Source organism: Pseudomonas sp. SDO5215_S409 (assembly GCF_054071325.1).
The window spans coordinates 259,400-278,383 of record NZ_JBSVWN010000001.1 but is presented as its reverse complement, the minus strand read 5'-3'; the positions used below and the strand labels follow the sequence as shown (position 1 = coordinate 278,383).

At 68.0% G+C, this 18,984-nt stretch carries 2 protein-coding genes (1 of these 2 running past the window's edge); both read left to right on the top strand.

The window, feature by feature from the left end; all coding sequences use genetic code 11:
• The first annotated feature begins 5 nt into the window (after window positions 1-5).
• A complete protein-coding gene (locus ACW9H9_RS00745) occupies window positions 6-8,273 on the top strand; it encodes an amino acid adenylation domain-containing protein (RefSeq protein ID WP_457340950.1) in 8,268 nt (2,755 codons plus the stop codon).
• A protein-coding gene (locus ACW9H9_RS00740) for an SDR family NAD(P)-dependent oxidoreductase (RefSeq protein WP_457340951.1) crosses the window boundary here: on the top strand, window positions 8,270-18,984 show its 5' portion. The gene runs 6,880 nt beyond the window's last position; only the first 10,715 of its 17,595 coding nucleotides appear in the window; it begins with the start codon at window positions 8,270-8,272; the stop codon falls past the right edge of the window. The genes ACW9H9_RS00745 and ACW9H9_RS00740 overlap by 4 nt, the downstream gene beginning before the upstream one ends.

Below are 18,984 nucleotides of genomic sequence, written 5' to 3'. Positions count from 1 at the left end.
CTCAGATGTCTGCCAAAGACTTGCAATCGGTCAAACACACTATTCGTCGCCTGCTGGCCGAGGCGCTGGGCGTCGAGGCCTCGGACATCAGCGAAAGCAAAACCTTCTTTGAACTGGGCCTGACCTCGCGCATCGGTGTGATGTGGATGGCCCAGGTCAACCAGGCCTACCAACTGACCATTCCTGCCGTGCGCGTCTACAACTACCCGACGCTCTCGCGCATGGCCGAATGCGTGCACCAGGAACTCTCGGCCCAGGGCGATGCACACACCGCCGCACGCCCGGCACGCGTGATGTTCGGGCGCCGTGCGGCCGTGGCGCCTGCACCTGCACCGGCACCGGCGCCTGCCCCCGCAGCAGCGGCAGCAGCGGCGCCGCGCAAACTCGCCTCGTTTCGCGGCCAGCCACAGGCCAAGCCTGCGCCTGCCAGTGCCGCGCCCACGGCGGTCGACGCAACGCCTGCCAGCGGGGCCATCGCCATCATCGGCCTGTCGGGGCGCTTCCCGCAGACGCGCAACGTGCACGCCTTCTGGGACGCCGTGGCCGAAGGCCGCGACTGCATCAGCCGCGTCGATCGCGACTACTGGAGCATGCACCAGGCCTACAGCCCCACCCGCCAGGCGGGCAAGACCTACTCGGACTCCATCGGCGCGGTGGATGACATCGACCGCTTCGACCCGCTGTTTTTCAACATTTCCCCGGCCGACGCCGACGACATGGACCCCCAGCAACGCCTGTTCCTGCAAGAAGCCTGGAGCTGCCTGGAAGACGCGGGCCTGCACCCCCGGCAACTGGCGGGCAGCAAATGCGGGGTGTTCGTCGGTTGTGGCAACTACGGCCAGAGCCAGAACGGCAGCGCCTTGAGCGCCGCCGGTTTCCTGGGCGGAAGCACCTCGATCCTGGCGGCCCGCATTGCCTACCTGCTGGACCTGCGCGGCCCGTGCCTGACCATCGACACCGCCTGCTCGGCCTCGCTGGTGGCCATCGCCCAGGCCTGTGACAGCCTGGTGATGGGCAATAGCGACCTGGCCTTGGCGGGCGGGGTATCGATCCTTACCGACCCGTCGATTCACATCATGGCCAGCCAAGCCAACATGCTGTCCCCGGACGGTCGCTGCTACAGCTTCGACCAGCGCGCCAACGGCTTTGTACCCGCCGAAGGCGTGGGCGTGGTGGCGCTCAAGCGCCTGGCCGATGCCCAGCGCGATAACGACCCCATCTACGGCACGCTGATCGGCTGGGGCGTGAACCAGGATGGCAAGACCAACGGCATTACCGCGCCCAGCCAGACCTCCCAGGCCGAGCTGCAACAGGCGGTGTTCAAACAATTCAACATCGACCCGCGCAGCATCGGGCTGATGGAAGCCCACGGCTCGGGCACGCCGCTGGGCGACCCGATCGAGGTCGAGGCGCTGGTCAACGCCTTCAAACCGTTCACCACCGACACCGCGTTCTGCGCCCTGGGCTCGGTGAAAAGCAACATGGGCCACATGCTCGCCGCGGCGGGCGCGGCCGGGTTTTTCAAGGCGCTGTTGGCGATCCGCAACCGGCGCCTGCCGCCGTCGGCGCACTTTGAACACCTCAACGAACACATCCAGCTGGACCACTCGCCGTTCTACATCAACACCGACAACCGCGAATGGAGCGTGCCCGACGGCACCCGTCGGCGTGCCGGGGTGAGTTCGTTCGGGTTCAGCGGCACCAACGCCTACGCCGTGCTGGAGGAATACCCGCAAGCGCCAGCGCCTGCGGCCGCAGGCACCGAGCAGGTGATTGTGCTCAGCGCACAAAACAACGAGCGCCTGCGTGCCTACGCCGCTGCGCTGCGAGACTTTGTACGCGGCGAGGGCGCCACGCTGCGCCTGGAAGACGTGGCCTACACCCTGCAAGTGGGGCGGCAGGCCATGGACGTGCGCCTGGCCCTGACCGCCCGCACGCTGGCGCAACTGGCCGACGCACTGGCCGCTTACCTGGCAGGCGAGGCGGGCGATGACCGCGATGCCACGCTGTTTCACGGCAAGCCGGTGGTCGATCAGGACGCGACCCTGGACGCCGATGAAATCCCGGCCATGGCCCACCGCTGGGCAAAGGAGGGCAAGTGGCTGGCCCTGGCGCGGCTGTGGGTGCGCCGTGGCGGTTTTGACTGGCACGCGTTGGCGGGCCACACCCCGGCGCGGCGCGTGAGCGTGCCGACGTATCCGTTTGCCCAGCGCCGCTGCCAGATGCCGGTGTTTCGCGGTGCTGCGCCCGCTGCCGCGCCTGCCGGGTTGTCGCAACTGGTGCAGCGCAACGTGTCCACCTTTGAACAGGTGGCGTTCCGCTCGGTGTTCACCGGCGAGGAGTTCTACTTTGCCGACCACGTGATTGCCGGTCGCAAGACCTTGCCCGGCGTGGCCTACCTGGAAATGGCCTGCACCGCCGCTTACCTGGCTGCGGGCCACACCGTTGCCCAGGTGCGCAACGTGGTGTGGCTGCAACCGTTTCTGGTGGACCGCGAGCCCGCCACCCTGGAGCTGCGTCTCAAGCAGCGCAACAGCAAGACCCGTTTCGAGATCCATGACCTGTCCGGCGCACGCGAGCAACTCTGCGCGCAGGGTGAAATCGTGCTCGACGCCACGCCGCCTGCGGTGTCGGCACTGCCCGACCTTGCCGCGCTGTTGGCCAGCGCCCAGTTGCTGGACGCCCGCGCCGGTTGCTACGCCCGCTTCGATGCCCAGGGGTTTGCCTACGGGCCGAGCTTTCGAGGGATCGACACGCTGTCGCGCAGCGGCGACTACCTGATCGCCGACATTCGACGCCAGGGCCGTGGCAACGGCGGCGAGCCCGCAGTGCCCGCAGGGCTTGGCGAGCACTATCAACTGCTCGACGGTTTTGTGCTCAACCCGGCGCTGCTCGACAGCGCGTTCCAGCCGTGCATCCGCTTTTGCGAACAGGAAGACCCCACCAGCACCTACATCCCGTATTCGCTGGAACAGATCACCGTGTTCAAGGCCCTGCCCGAACGCTTCTACAGCGTGGCGCAGTTGCGCGAGATCGACGGCCAGAGCGCGCAGTGCACGGTGCACATCCTCAGCGAGCAGGGTGAGCTGCTGGTGCACATCGACAACCTGATGCTGCGCCCGATCAAAGTGCAGCCGACCACGCTGCCCAGCCACCTGTACCGCATGGACTGGCAGCCCGCCGCCGTCGTGCCTGCCGTGGAGGCCAGCGCAGTGCAGGCGCCGCGCCTGCTGTTTGTCGCCGACCCGCACCTGGCGGCCCAACTGGCCCGCCCGCAAGACATCCTGGTGTACCCGGCCAGCGCCTTTCGCTGCGTCACGCCGCGCCATTATGAAATCGCGCCGGGCAATGCATCCGACTACGCCCAGCTGTGGGACGCCTGTGCAAGCCTGGCCAGCACCGTGGTGCACGCCTGGGCCCTCGGTGCGCCGGTGGCCTTGCCCGACGCCTTGGTGCAGAACCTGGACGCACTGGTGTTCATCAGCCAGCAATTGATTCGCGCACAAGCGGGCAAGGGGACCACGCTGTTGCATGCCTACCCCCACGACCTGCCCGCCGGTATGGCCAGCGGCGGCTTCATGCGCAGCCTGGCCGCCGAACAACCGTTGTGGGCGGCGCGCTCGGTGGGGGTGCCGACGGACTCGGTCGCCCGTCTGGCCGAGCGGCTGGAAACAGAACTGCGCGTGCACCAGCAACCGGGCCAGGACGTTGAAGTTCGCCTGGAAGACGAGCGGCGCCTGGTCCTCACCGCCGCCCTGGAAACCCGTGCGCCAGCCGACACCCGCGTGCTGCGCGAAGGTGGCGTGTACTTGATCAGCGGCGGTGCGGGCGGCCTGGGGCTGATACTCGCCCAGGCGCTGGTGGAGGGTTATCATGCACAGGTCTTTTTGAGTGGCCGTACCCCCGAGGCCCAATTGCCCGCGGCCACCCGTCAGCGTCTGGCGGCGCTCAACACGCGTGGCCAGTTGCATTACCTGGCGGCGGATATCACCCAGGCCCAAGGCTGCGCCGACCTGGTGGCCGCCGTGCGCGCAAAGGCCGGTCGCATCCACGGCCTGTTCCACTGCGCCGGGACCATGGACAACGCGGCACTGGCGAGCAAGACCGCCGCGCAGATCGCCGCCATCGTGCAACCCAAGGCCCTGGGCGTGAGCCTGCTGGACCAGGCCCTGGAGCATGAGGCGCTGGACCTGTTTGTGGTGTATTCGTCGATTTCGGCGGTCATGGGGTTTGCCGGCCAGACCGACTACGCCTACGCCAACCGCTTCCTCGACGGCTTTGTGGCCCAGCGTCAACGCCGGGTGCAGCAGGGCCTGCGCCAAGGCCGCAGCCTGGCGCTCAACTGGACGCTGTGGCGCGACGGCGGCATGCAGATCGACGAGCAGAGCGCGCTGTTCCTGGAACGCAGTCGCGGCCTGGTGGCGCTGGACGCGCAGGCCGGGATCGCGGCTCTGGAGCGTGGCCTCAACACCGACGGCGCCAGCCAATACGTGGTGATCCACGGCCAGGCCCAGGCGATTCAAGCCGCCTGGAACGAGTTCCCCAAGGCCGCCCCGGCCCCGCGCCCGGCCGCTGCCAAACCTGCGGGCGAGGGCGCCTCGGCGGTGGGCGAGCGCACCTTGAGCGAGCTGGCCGAGTTGCTCAAGCTCGAACCGGGCGACATCGACCCCGACCAGGACCTGATGAAGTACGGCCTGGATTCCATCGGCGCGATGATGCTGATCAACAAGATCAACGATGCCTTTGACATCAACGTGCAACCGGCGGCGCTGCTGCGCCACACCAGCCTCAAGGCGTTCACCGCGCATATCTGCGACGAGCACCTGCCCGAGGCCGCCAGCCCCGAGCCTGCCCCCGCACCGGCGCCTGCCGAGGTAGCTGCCGAGGTGCCCGCTGTCGCGGTGGCGGTGAGTTACCCCGATCCTTACCTGGCGCCGGTGCCCAAGGCCGACTGGATCGATCGTGCCGAGGCCTTCGACGTGTGGCCCATGACCCATGGCCAGCAGTCGCTGTGGTTTATCCATAAACTCAACGAGCACAGCGCGGCGTATCACATCGCCCTGACCTTGCGCCTGCGCACGCCGCTGGACCGCGCCGCCCTGGAACGCAGCTACAGCCTGTTGGTGCAGCGTCATCCGGCGCTGCGCACGCGCTTTCGTGAACATCAGGGGCAGCCGGTGCAAGAAGTGCTGGCCAGCGTCACCCCGGACCTGCGCGTCAGCCACCTGCATGGCGCGTCACGCGAAGCGGTACAGGCCGCGTTGCAGTCGGCCCATCGCCAGCCGTTCGACCTGCAACACGGCACGCTCAGCCGCTTGCACCTGTTCATCGGTGGCGAACAGGACACCCTGTTGCTGTGGACCGTGCACCACCTGGTGTCGGACGCCTGGAGCCAGTGGATCCTGCTCGATGAGCTGCTTGGCACTTATGCGGCCCTGTGCCGTGGCGAGCAACCGGTGTTTGCGCCGCTGGCGCACACCTTTGCCGATTTTGTGCAGGAGGAAGCCACCTTTCTGGCCAGCGCCGCCGGTCAACAGCAGCGCGACTATTGGAAGCGCAAGCTGGCCGATCCCGGTGTGCGCCTGAACCTGCCGCTGGACTACCCGCGCCCCGGCACCCAGACCTTCAATGGCGCCTCGGTGGCCATCGAATGCAGCCCGGCGCTGAGCGACGGCATCAAAGCCCTGGCCCAGCGCGAAGGCGTCACGGTGTTTACCGTGTTGCTGGCGGCGTACCAGTGCCTGCTGGGCCGCTATTCCTCGGACCGCCAAGTGTGGGTCGGCTCGCCCGTGTCCGGGCGCGTCAACCAACGCTACAACCCATTGGTGGGTTACTTCGTCAACTCGGTGGTGCTGGCGGCGGACCTGCGCGCCAACCCGTCCTTCAGCGAGCTGCTGCACCAGCAGAAACAGGTTGTGCTCGAGGCCCTGGAAAACCAGCGCGTGCCGTTCGCCAAGCTGGTGCAAGACCTCAACCCGCCGCGCGAGGCCGGGCGCACGCCGCTGTTCCAGGCCGAGTTCGTCTACCAGAAACCCCACCAGAGCAGCGAATTGATCCGCGTGCTGTCGCCCCGCGAAGGCCAGCCGATCAGCCACCAGGGGCTGGCTCTGGAGTCGGTGCCGTTTGCCCAGCAAGAAGGCCAGTTCGAGATCGGCCTGGAGATGATGGACATCGACGGCCAACTCAGCGGTGCGCTGAAGTTTAACGCCGACCTGTTTGGCGAACCGACCCGGGTGCGCATGAAAGACAGCTTCCTGGCGCTGTTGCAGCACTGCGTGCAGCAGCCGCAGACGCCGGTGTGGTCGCTGCCCGTGGTCGCGCACCAGGACCTTTCGCGCTCGGCCACCTACCTGCAAGGCGTGCAGGCACCGGTGACGCCATTCACCACGGCGCAGCTGTTCGAGCAGCACGCGTCGCGCCAGGCCGCGCACACCGCGCTGGTCGACCCCCAGCGCAGTTGGACCTATGAGGCCCTGAACCAGCGGGCCAACCGCCTTGCCCGGCATTTGCAGGCCCAGGGCCTGGGGCAAGGGCAGGGCGTGGCGCTGTGCATGCAGCGCTCGGGCGACTTGGTCGCCGCGCTGCTGGCGGTGCACAAGGCGGGGGGCTTTTACATCCCGATGGACCCGGGCTTCCCGGCCCAGCGCCTGCAACACATGCTCGACGATGCGCAACCGGCGGTGGTCATGGTGGACAGCCTGGCCGGTTTGCCCGCTGGCCTGAACCTGGCGGGCACGCGCCTGCTGGACCTGGCAGCCCACGCCAGTGCGATCGACACGCAGGCGGCCGACAACCTGCCCAACCGCGCGAGCCTGCAGGACAACGCCTACGTCATCTACACCTCCGGCTCCACCGGGCGGCCCAAGGGCGTGCAGATCTCCCACCTGGCCTTGAGCAACTTCTTGCAGTCCATGGCCCGCGAACCGGGGATTACCGCGCAGGACCGGCTGTTGGCGGTCACCACCATTTCTTTCGACATTGCCGCGCTGGAGCTGTACCTGCCGCTGGTCAACGGCGCCTGCGTGGTGCTGGCCTCCCGCGAGGCCGCGATGGACGCCTTGCAGTTGCAGCACCTGCTCGACAGCCAGCGCATCAGCCTGATGCAGGCCACGCCCACCACCTGGCAGATGCTGGTCAGCAGCGGCTGGGCGGGCCAGCCGGGCCTGCGCATCCTGTGTGGCGGCGAGCCGTTGCCGCGCAGCCTGGCGCGCGAACTGCTGCCGCGCAGCCGTGAGCTGTGGAACCTGTACGGGCCGACTGAAACCACCATTTGGTCGTGTGTCGAGCGGGTCGATGGCGCGGGGGACTCGGCGATCGTGCCCATCGGCAAACCGATCCAGAACACCCGCCTGCATATTCTCGACGGCGCGCAGGTGGACGTGCCGCTGGGCGTGGCCGGAGAGCTGTGCATCGGTGGCGATGGGGTTGCCACGGGCTACCTTAACCGCCCGGACCTGAACGCCGAAAAATTCATCCAGACCGCCAGCGGCCGGGTGTACCGCACCGGCGACCAGGCACGCCTCACGGCCCACGGCACGCTGGAGTTCCTGGGCCGTGAAGACGGCCAGTTGAAGGTGCGTGGGTTCCGTATCGAAGCCGGTGAAATCGAAAACGTGCTGCGCAGCCACCCGCAGGTACGCGACGCCGTGGTCACTTTGCGTCAACGCGGCACGGGCAGCGATGCCGAAGGCGTGCTGACCGCCTATGTGGTGCTGGGCGCCCCTGCGCAACTCGATGAAGCGCTCAAGCTGCAACTGCGCCAGCGTGTGGCGCAGGACCTGCCCGCGTACATGGTGCCGTCGCTGTACGTGGCACTCGACGCGCTGCCGCTGACCCCCAACAACAAAGTCGACCGCAAGGCGTTGCCCGCACCCGACGCCGTCCCGGCGCAGGCCACGGCGGCGGTGCCCGGGCACGGCGCGCACGTGGCGCGAATCTGGGCTGCGATCCTGGGCGTGCCGCAGGCGCAGGACGACAGTCACTTTTTCAACGCCGGGGGCACCTCGTTCACCGCGACCCGCCTGATCTACCAGGTCCAGCAGGAATTGGGCGTCACGCTGCCGGTCAGCCTGTTGTTCGAGCACCCGACCCTGGGCGGCTTTGCCCAGGCGCTGCAACAGCGCGCCGCACCGCCAGCCCCTGCCATCCCCACGCCCGCCGCAGGCCGTGCCGACGAGGACCCCGACCAGGCCTTGCTCGACATCCTCGCGCAATTGCAGAGCGGTCGACTCAGCGTCGACCAGGCCAACCGTTTAATGGGTGATTTCCAATGACCGTGTGTATTACCACCACCGACATCCTCAACCTGGTCAAGGACGGTCACCTGTCCCTGGTCCAGGCCCGTGACCTGCTGCGCCTGGTGGCGGGCGGGGCGGTCACGCCTGCCAAAGAAGCTCCAGCGGGCGCCACCGACATTGCGATCATCGGCATGTCCGGGCGTTTCCCCGGTGCCGACAACACCGCCCAGTTCTGGGACAACCTCAAGGCCGGGCGCAACAGCGTCGGTGAGATTCCTGCCAGCCGCTGGGGCCACCAGGATTACTTCGACCCCGACCGCAACGCCCGCAACAAGAGCTACAGCAAGTGGGCGGGTCTGGTGGACGACATCAAGGGGTTCGACGCCGACTTCTTCAACATCAGCCCCCGTGAAGCGTTGCTGATGGACCCCCAGCAGCGCCTGTTTTTCCAGGAAGCCTGGGGCGCCATCGAAGACGCAGGCTACGCGCCGGGCAGTTGGTCCAACAGCAAGTGCGGGGTGTTTGTCGGGTGCGTCACCGGCGATTACCTGACGCACCTGCGCCAGCAGCATATGCCCGCCGATGCCTACAGCCTCACCGGCAACACCTCGTCGATCCTCGCGGCGCGCCTGTCGTATTTCCTCAACCTCAAAGGCCCGGCGGTGGCGGTGGACACGGCGTGTTCGTCGTCGCTGGTGTCGGTGCACATGGCCTGCGAAAGCCTGCTCAGCGGCACCTGCGAGGTGGCGCTGGCCGGTGGGGTGATGCTCTACAACACGCCGGAACTGTTCGTGCTGGCCTCGCAGTTGGGCATGTTGTCCCCGGACGGCTTGTGCAAGACCTTTGACGAACGTGCCAACGGCATCGTGATTTCCGAGTCGGTCGGCGTGGTGGTGCTCAAGCCCCTGGCCGCAGCCGAGCGCGATGGCGACACCATCCACGCGGTCATCCGTGGCTCGGGCATCAACCAGGACGGCAAGACCCCGGGCATCACCGTGCCCAGCGCCTATGCCCAGACCCAACTGCTCAACGATGTGTACGCCCGCGCCGGGATCAACCCGCGCACCATCGGCTACGTGGAAGCCCACGGCACCGGCACGCGCCTGGGCGACCCGATCGAATTCGAGGCCCTGAGCGCCGCGTTTCGCCAGCAGACCGAGCACAAGCAGTTCTGCGCCATTGGCTCGGTCAAGACCAATATCGGGCACGCCCAGGTCGCGGCGGGCATCACCAGCCTGATCAAGGCCGTGCTGTGCCTGCGTCACCAGACGCTGCCGCCGTCCTTGCACCTGGAGCAGCCCAACCAGCACATCGACTTCGGCAACAGCCCGTTCTTCACCCTTGAGCGCCTGCAACCCTGGGCCGCCCAGCCGGACCACCCGCGCCGGGCGTGCGTCAGTTCGCTGGGGTTCAGCGGCACCAACGCGCACCTGGTGCTGGAAGAATACCTGCCCACGCCCGCAGTGGTCGCGGCGCCGCAGCCTTCAGTGGCGGTGCTGTCGGCGCGTACGCCGGAGCGTTTGCAGGCCATGGCCACGCGCCTGCTGCACTGGCTGGAAAGCGCTGCGCCGCTGCCCGCGTTTGGCGAGGTGCTGCACACCCTGCAACATGGGCGCGACGCAATGCCCGCAAGGCTGGCCGTGGTGTGTGACGCGCTGCCTGCGTTGGCCGCAGGCCTGCGCCGCTTTTTGACCGACGGCAGCGACGGCCAGGCAGTGTTCAGCGGCGACCTGAGCAACGACGCGGCGCGCCAGCAAGCCGAGGCCGAACGGGCCACGCTGGCCCAGCCTGGCGTGCAGGACCAGGCCCGCCTGTGGGCCGCTGGCGCCGCCGTGCACTGGGCCTTGGCGCCGCAGGGCACCCGGCGCGTGCCGTTGCCCACCTACGCCTTTGACGCGACGCCGTACTGGGCGGCGGGCCAGGGCGCAGCGCCGCAAGCGGCGGCGTTGCACCCGATCCTGTCGCAGCGGGTGAACGACGCCGCGCAGCCGCGCTTTCGCCACCGTTTCGACGGCAGCGAGGTGTACCTCAAAGACCATTTGGTGTCCGGCGCGCCGACCTTGCTCGGCGTGTCGCACCTGGAGCTGGCGATCACCGCCGAGCGCCTGGCGGGGCAGGGGCTGGCCCCGGGTCACGTGCAACAGGTGCAGAACGTCGCCTGGATCAAGCCGGTGATTGTCACCGACCAGGCCAAATCGGTGCAGGTCGACCTGCAAGACACCGAGCGCGGCACGGCTTACCGGGTCAGCGACGGCGAGGGCCAGCTGTATTCCCAAGGCCGCGTGCGCCGGGTGGCGGCGCCGCAACAGGTGCCGCACCTGGACCTGGCGGCGATCAAGGCGCGCTGCGCCGATGTTTGGCCAGCGGTGCAGTGCTACCGCATTTTCGACCGCAACGACCTGGTCTATGGCCCTGGCCTGCGCACCCTCGAAACCCTGTACTTCAACGCCGACGAATCCCTGGCCCGGCTGGTCTTGCCCCACGCCCTGCGCCATGACCTGGCGGCGTACACCTTGCACCCCTCGTTGATGGACGGCGCCTTGCAAAGCCTGCTCGGCCTGTTGGGCGACCCGAGTAAAGACAACACTTTGTACATCCCGTATGCCCTGGGTGAAATCACGGTTTACGCCGCACTCACCGCGACCTGCTACGCGTATGCGCGGGTCACCGGCAACCACGGCTCTACGCAATTTGCCGAAAAGCGCTTTGACATCGACCTGGTCAGCGACGACGGCCAGGTGCTGGCCTCGATGCGCAGCCTGTCCTACCGGCCTTACTCGTTGCGCAAGGCCGACGACTTGCAACTGTTTACCCCGCACTGGCAAACCCAGGCGCTGAGCGGCCCGGCCGCCACTCCCTCGGCGGCGCACACCCTGTTGCTGAGCGATGCGCCCTGGCCCGCCTTGGACCAGGCCTTGGGGTTCAAACCCTTGCACGTTGCGCCTGCCAGTTGGCCAGCGGCGCTGGACACCCTTGGCAGCGGCGGCGACCTGAACCTGCTGTTTGTGCTGCCCGCCGAGCACAGTGCCGAGGCGCTGTTGCCCGCGTTGTACCCCTTGTTGACGGCGCTGCTGGCGCGCGGGCGTACCCAGGCGCGCCTGTTGTTTATCAGCCGCTCGGGGCACTTCGGCCACCGCGCACTGGCCGGGTTTGCCCGGGTGCTGGGCCACGAACACCCGGGCCTTATGGCCTGCGTGCTCGACCTTGCCGACTGCACCGAGGCCGACGCCGCGCACCACGTGGCTAAGGCCTTGCAACACGCACCGCAGGCGCAGCCGGTGCTGGTGCGTTACGCGCAGCAGACCCGTCAGGTGCAGGCCCTCAAAGGCGTGGAGCGCGCGGCGGTGCTGTCGGCGCCGGGGCTGTTTCGCCAGGGCGGCGTGTACCTGATCAGCGGCGGCGCCGGGGCCTTGGGCGTGAAGATCGCCGCCCAGTTGCGCCAGCGTTATGCGGCCACGGTGATCCTGTGCGGCCGTTCGCCGTCCAGCAGCGCGGTGGAGGCGCCGGGGTTGCCGGGTGTGACCCGTTATATCCAGGCCGACGTGAGCCGCGAGGCCGACGTGATCGCGCTGCACCGGGCGATCAAGGCGCAGTTCGGCGTGCTCAACGGCGTGCTGCACGCCGCCGGGGCGATCCGCGACAGCCTGATCGTCAAGCAGGACCTGACCGCGCTGGGCGCGGTGCTCGACCCCAAGGTGGCCGGTGTCAGGCACCTGGATGACGTCACCCGCGACGACGCGCTGGACCTGTTCCTGGTGTTCTCGTCCATTTCGTCCCTGGCGGGCACCGTGGGCCAGTCGGCCTATGCCTACGCCAACGAATACCTGGACCACTTCACCCAATGGCGCGACGAGCAAGTGAGCGCCGGGCGCCGCCAGGGCAAATCACTGTCGGTCAACTGGCCTTACTGGCGCGACGGCGGCATGCGCATCAGCGAGCAGACCGAAGCCCTGATGCGCAATGTGATGGGCGTGCAACCCTTGTCCCTGGACCTGGGGCTCGAGGTGTTGCTGGGCCTGTCCACCAGCAGCCCGACCGCGCTCTGCGTGGCGGTGGGGGACCGCGCCAAGATCGAAAAAGTGCTCGGCATGACCCCGCCAGCGCCCGTGGCGGCGGTGCGCCCGCACAGCGTGGCCACCGACGAGGGCCTGAGCCTGGCCCTGGGCAAACTGGCCGCGGCCATTTTGCAGCGTGACGCCAACAGCCTGCGCCCGCAGGTGGCGCTGGCCGACTACGGCTTTGACTCCATCACCTACGTGGAACTGGCCAACCGCATCAACCGCGACTACGGCCTGGACATCACCCCGGCGCTGTTTTTTGAACACAAAAGCCTGAACGCCCTCGCGCAGCACCTGGCGAGCGAGTACGCCCTGACAACAGCCCCCGCCGCACCGCCGGCCAGCGCCGCGTCCGACCTGCTGGGCACCCTCAAGGACCTGGCCGCCCAAGTGCTGCACAAGACCGCAGCGGGGCTCAACGCCGACACTGAGCTGGGCAGCTACGGCTTCGACTCCATCACTTACGTGGAGCTGGCCAACAAGCTCAACAGCCACTACAACCTCGACATCACCCCGGCGCTGTTCTTCGAGCACAAGACCCTGGCCGCCATCGGTGGGTTCATCGCCGCCCACTATCCACAGACCGTCGCTGCGCCGGTGGTTGCCGCCGAGCCTGCGCCGGTTGCCGACGCGCCTGTCGTCGACAACGGCGCTTTGCCGATTGCGATCATCGGCATGGCCGGGGTGTTGCCCGGCTCGCCAGACCTGGAGCGTTTCTGGGAGCACCTGTACGCGGGCGACGATGTGATCAGCACCGTGCCGCCCGATCGCTGGAGTTGGGAGGCGCTCTACGGCGACCCCGCCGAAGGCGGCAAGACCCGCGCCAAGTGGGGCGGTTTCATCGAGGACGTCGACAAGTTCGACAGCCTCTACTTCAACATCTCGCCCCATGAAGCGAAGTTGATGGACCCGGCCCAGCGGCTGATTCTGGAAACGGTGTTCAGCGCCCTCGGCAACGCCGGTTACGCCAGCGCCGATTTTTCCGGCAGCAAGACCTCGGTGTTTATCGGCGTAGGCGCCACCGATTACCTCAACCTGCTGGTGGACGCCGGGCTGCCGATCAGCGCGTATTCCTCCACCGGCCTGTCCCATTCGGTGCTCGCCAACCGCATCTCCTACCTGCTGGGCATCCATGGCCCTAGCCAGCCGGTGGACACCGCCTGCTCAAGCTCGCTGATCGCCTTGCACCGGGCGGTAGAGTCGATTCGCAACGGCTGCGAAATGGCGATTGCCGGTGGCGTGAACCTGATGCTCAGCCCGTTTCTCACGCTGTCGTTCAGCGATGCGGGCATGTTGAGCGAAGACGGGCGCTGCATGACCTTCAGCGACAAGGCCAACGGCTACGTGCGCGGCGAAGGCGCTGGCGCGGTGTTGCTCAAGCCGCTGCACAAGGCCATTGCTGACGGCGACACCATCCATGCGGTCATTCGCGCCACCGCCGAAAACCACGGCGGCCGCGCCTCGTCGCTCACCGCGCCGAACCCGGTGGCGCAATCGATGCTGCTGGTGGACGCCTACACCCGGGCCGGGGTGGACCCGTCCACCGTCACCTACATCGAAACCCACGGCACCGGCACGCCCCTGGGCGACCCGATCGAAATCAACGGCCTCAAGGACGCCTTCGCGACCCTGGCGCGCAACCACGGCGTGAGCATTCCCGAAGGGCGCTGCGGACTGGGGGCGGTCAAGACCAACATCGGCCACCTGGAAGCTGCGGCGGGCATGGCCGGGCTGTTCAAAATCATCCTGTCGATGCAGCACGGCACCTTGCCGGCCAACCTGCATTTCGAGCGGCAGAACCCTTACATCAAACTGGCTGACAGCCCGTTCTACATCGTCGACCAGCGCCAGCCATGGGCCGTGCTCACCGACGCCAACGGCCAGCCGCTGCCGCGCCGCGCCGGGGTGAGCAGCCTGAGTTTCTCCGGGGCCAACGCCCACGTGGTGCTTGAGGAGTACATCGCACCCGCCGCTGCGCCGAGTGCCGAGGGCCCGCAGCTGGTGGTGCTTTCGGCCAAGACCCGCGAGCGCCTGGGCGAGAGCGCCAGGCGCCTGGCCGCGCACCTGGAAAAACACCCGCAGGTGTCGCTGGCAAACCTTGCCTACACCCTGCAAGTGGGCCGCGACGCACTGGGCGAGCGGCTGGCCTGGGTGGTCGGCAGCGTGGCCGAGCTGCTGCAGCGCTTACGCGCCTTTAGTGATGAGCCTACCGGCGCCCCCAGCACTGGCGAGTTGAACCCCAACGACTGGGCGCAGGCGCTGGCCGCCAATGACCTGCCCACCTTGGCCCGCCTGTGGACCACCCACCGTGACAGCCCGCTGGACTGGCACGCGTTGCCGCGCCCGGCGGGCGTCAAGCGGGTGCCGCTGCCCGGCTACCCGTTTGCGCGCATCCGGCATTGGGCGATTGATGAGCGGCCCACGCCGCCTACGCCGCAGCCAACCACGCGGCCGGACCTCGTGACCTTTGCCGAACACTGGCAGCCAGCCCCCGCTGCGCTGGGGCACGCCACGCAGCAACAACCGCAATCGGTGCTGTGTTGCCTGTCTGACCCGGCATTGCAGGCCCAAGTGCGCGAGCACTTCGCTGCGCAGCAACCGGGCGTGCGCCTGGTGTTCGTGTCGCGCCAGGGCCAGGCGGATGCGCACACCTACAGCCTCAATGCGCAACGCGCTCATGAGGTCAACGAGGTGCTGGGCGCGATCATTGAGCGCCACGGCGCCATCGACGGCCTGCTTTACCTGTGGCCCGCCGAGGCGCCGGAGCTCAGTCAGCAACCCGAGCTGCTGGTGAACCTGCTCCAGGGCCTGTCGCGGTTGCAGCAAACCCTGCAACGGGTGCTGCTGGCGGGCATCAGCCGCAACGGGCTGGACCGCTGCCAGCAGGAAGCCTGGATCGGCCTTGAACGCTCCATGCCGCGCATCCTCGCGCAGACCGCTTGGCAAACGCTGCTCAGCGACACCTTCGACGTCGCGCGGTTGCTCAGCCATTGGCGCAGCGGCGACAGCGCCAGCGATGTGTATGTGGGGCCGCAGCGTTACCGAGCGGCGGCGCAGCGCCTGACGCTGGCGCCTGCGCCGTCAGCGGTGTTGCCGTCGGCCCGCGCCAGCACCTGGTTGATCACCGGGGGCAGCGGCCAGTTGGGGCTGCTGTTTGCCGACTACCTGGCACGTACCCAAGGCGCAGCGTTGCGCCTGGCGCTGCTGGGGCGCTCGGCCGCGAGCCCAGCGCTGATGCAGCGCGTGCACGCCATGACTGCCCAAGGCGCCGACGTGCGCTATTGGCAGGCGGATGTGAGCGACTTTGCCGCCATGGAGCAAGCGCTGAACCAGGTGCGCGAGGCCTTTGGCCCGTTGCAAGGGTTCATTCACGCCGCCGGGGTCGAGGAGGGCGCAGGCCTGTTGCAAGCCTCTGCGCAGGCCTTCCAGGCGGTGCTGGCGCCCAAGGTGTCCGGCGCCGAACTGCTCGACGCCCTGACCGCCCGCGACCCCTTGCTGTACGCCTGCTATTTCTCGTCCACGGCCGCTTTGCTGGGCGACATGGGCGCGGGCAGCTACGCCATGGGCAACCGGTTCCTGATGGCCCACGCCACCTACCGCAACCAGCGGGTGGCACGGGGCGAACGGCAGGGGCAAACCGTCGCGATCAACTGGCCGCTGTGGAAAGAAGGCGGCATGGGCCCGGTGCAGGCCCACGCCGACTCCGAACAGGGCCGCGCCCTGGCCGCCTACCTGCACGGGAGCGGCCAGGCGTTGCTCACGGCCGAGCAGGGCCTGCCGGTGTTTGAGGCGATCTTGCACAGCGGCCTGGAACATGTCGCCGTGGCCTGCGGCGAGGCGCCAAGGCTTGTGCAGCTGTTTGACCTGGACGCCGCCCCGGCGCAGCCGTCGCCGGTACTGACGGTTGCGCAGGCCGACCTGCCCGCGCAACTGCTGGGCGAGTTGCAAGGCTTGTGCAGCGACGTGGCGCAGATCCCTGCCACAGAATTGCCGGGCGACGCCACCTTGAGCAGCTTCGGGTTTGACTCGATCAACCTGGCCCGCCTGGCCAAGAAAATCGCGCAGCGCTTCGGGTTTGCCGTAAGCCCCGCGCTGTTCTTCTCCCACCCGACCCTGGCCCGACTGGCCGAGCACCTGGCCGAACAGCACGGCGCCGCACTGAGCGAGCACTACCGTGCGCCCCAGGCGCAGGCGGCCCAACCCACACCGCCAGCACTGGCCATTGTCGCAGCGCCTGCGTTGCGCGATGAGCCGATTGCGATCATCGGCACCAGCGGGCGTTTCCCGCAGTGCGAATCGGTGGAGGACATGTGGCAACTGCTGCTGGAAGGTCGCAGCGCGGTGAGCCGCCAGGGCGACTACAGCTGTGGGGCGCTGCGCGGGGTGGACGAGTTCGACCCGCTGTTCTTTGGCATTTCCCCACGCGCCGCGGCCGAGATGGACCCGCGCCAACGCCTGCTGCTGGAAGAATCCTGGCGGGCGCTGGAGGACGCGGGCATCGGCCCGCGCCAGTTGGCCAGCCACCGGGTGGGTGTGTTTGTGGGCCTGGAGGAGGGCGAGTACTTCCAACTGGGCGGCGGTGGCTCGATCACCGCCAACCACAGCGCCATCGCCGCTTCGCACCTGGCCTATGTGCTGGACCTGGACGGCCCGGTGATGACCCTCAACACCGCCTGTTCTTCGGGGCTGGTGGCCTTGCACCAGGCTTGCCAGAGCCTGCGCAGCGGCGAATGCGAAATGGCGCTGGTGAGCAGCGCCAACCTGATGCTCACGCCGCAGTCGTTCACCCGCATGGACGACGCCGGCATGCTCTCGCCGGACGGCCGGTGCCACACCTTCGACCAGCGGGCCAACGGCATGGTCCCCGGCGAAGCGGTGGTGGCGCTGGTGGTCAAGCCGCTGTCGGCGGCACTGGCGGCGGGCGACCCGATTGTCTCGGTGATCGCCGCCAGCAAGATCAACTACGACGGCAAGACCAACGGCATCACCGCCCCCAACGGCGCGGCGCAGGCCCGCCTGCTGGCCTCGACGTATGCGGCGTGCAACCTCGCACCCGGGCAGATCGACTACGTGGTCACCCACGGCACCGGCACCGCGCTTGGGGATGCGGTGGAAGTGAACGCACTGGCGCAGGTGTTCGGCCAGTCAGCGAACGGGGCGCATTGCGCGCTGACGTCCACCAAGACCAACTTCGGCCACAGCCTGGCCGCGTCCGGGCTGGTGAGCACCCTGTGCCTCGCTTCGGCGCTGCGCCACGAGACGATTCCGCCGAGCCTGAACTTTGAAACCCACAATGACTTTGTCGACTGGTCGGCCAGTGCGTTTTTCGTCAATACCGCGCCGCGTCCATGGCCGGTCAAGACCGACGCCGCCCGCCACGGTGCCGTGAGTGCCTTTGGCATGAGCGGCACCAACGCCCACGTGGTGCTGCGCGACCTGACCGGCAGCGAGCGCCGCCCACCCGCGCCGGTAAAGGCGCGGGTGGCCTACCTGTTGGTGCTTTCGGCGCGCTCGATTGTGTCGCTGTGCGACCGTGTCGATCAGTTGCTCGCGCTGCTGGCGGCCCCAGCGCCGTTGGACCTGGAAGCCGTCAGCCACACCTTGCTCGACGGTCGTCATCACTTTGAATACCGCTGCGCCTTGGTGGTGCAGGACCAGGCCGCTGCGCTGAGCCTGCTGCAACAACTGGCGCGCACCCCGCTGGCACAGGCCCGGGCCCGGGCGGCCAGCGACGATGCCTTCCCGGCGCAGGTGTTCGGCGAACGGGCCTGGCTGGGCAAGGTCGACAAACGCCAGGCGTTGCAGCCGTCCCATGTGCAAGGCGTGGAGCAGGGCGTGCGCCAACTGAGCGACACGCAAGCGGCGGGTGCCTATGAAGACACCCTGCGCACCCTGGCCGACTTTTACTGCCAGGGCTACACGTTGCCCTGGCACCTGCGCTACCCGCAGCAGGCGCCGGTGCGGCTGCACTTGCCGACCTATCCGTTTGAGCACGGGCGCTATTGGGTCGCGCCACAAGGCCCCGGCCGTGGCACGCAGGCACTGGTGCGTCAGCTGGACGGCGAGTCCTTTGCGTCGGCGTTTACCGGCCAGGAGTTTTTCCTGGCTGACCATGTGGTGCAAGGGCATCACGTGTTGCCCGGCGTGGCGTACCTGGAAATGGCCCTGCAAGCGGCCACCGCGCTGCACCCCCAATGGCGCCACGCGCAACTGAGCAAAGTCGGTTGGATGGCGCCCTTGACCTGGGAAGCCGGGCAAACCCGCGAGGTGCACACCCACCTTGCGCCGCTGGCCCAGGCCAACGGTTTTACCTACCGCATCAGCAGCCGCCCGGCGGCGCAGCCTAGCGCCGAGCCCACCGTGCATGGCCAAGGCGTGGTGACGTTGTCGGACGTGGCACAGGCCCCGCAGACCCTGGATATCCAGGCGCTCAAGGCGCGCAGCGCGCAGGTGCTTTCCGGCGTTGACTGCTATGCGGCGTTCCAGGCAGCGGGGTTGGCCTATGGGCCGTCCTGCCGCGTGATCGAGGCCATCTATTGCAGCGCCGATCAGTGCCTGGTGCGCCTGGTATCGCCCGAACCCACCACCGGCTGGACCCTGCACGCGGCGATGCTCGATGGCGCCCTGCAAGGCGTGGCCGGGTTCTTCCTGGGGGCGGACGGTCGCGGCAGCCTACCGCCCAAAGTGCC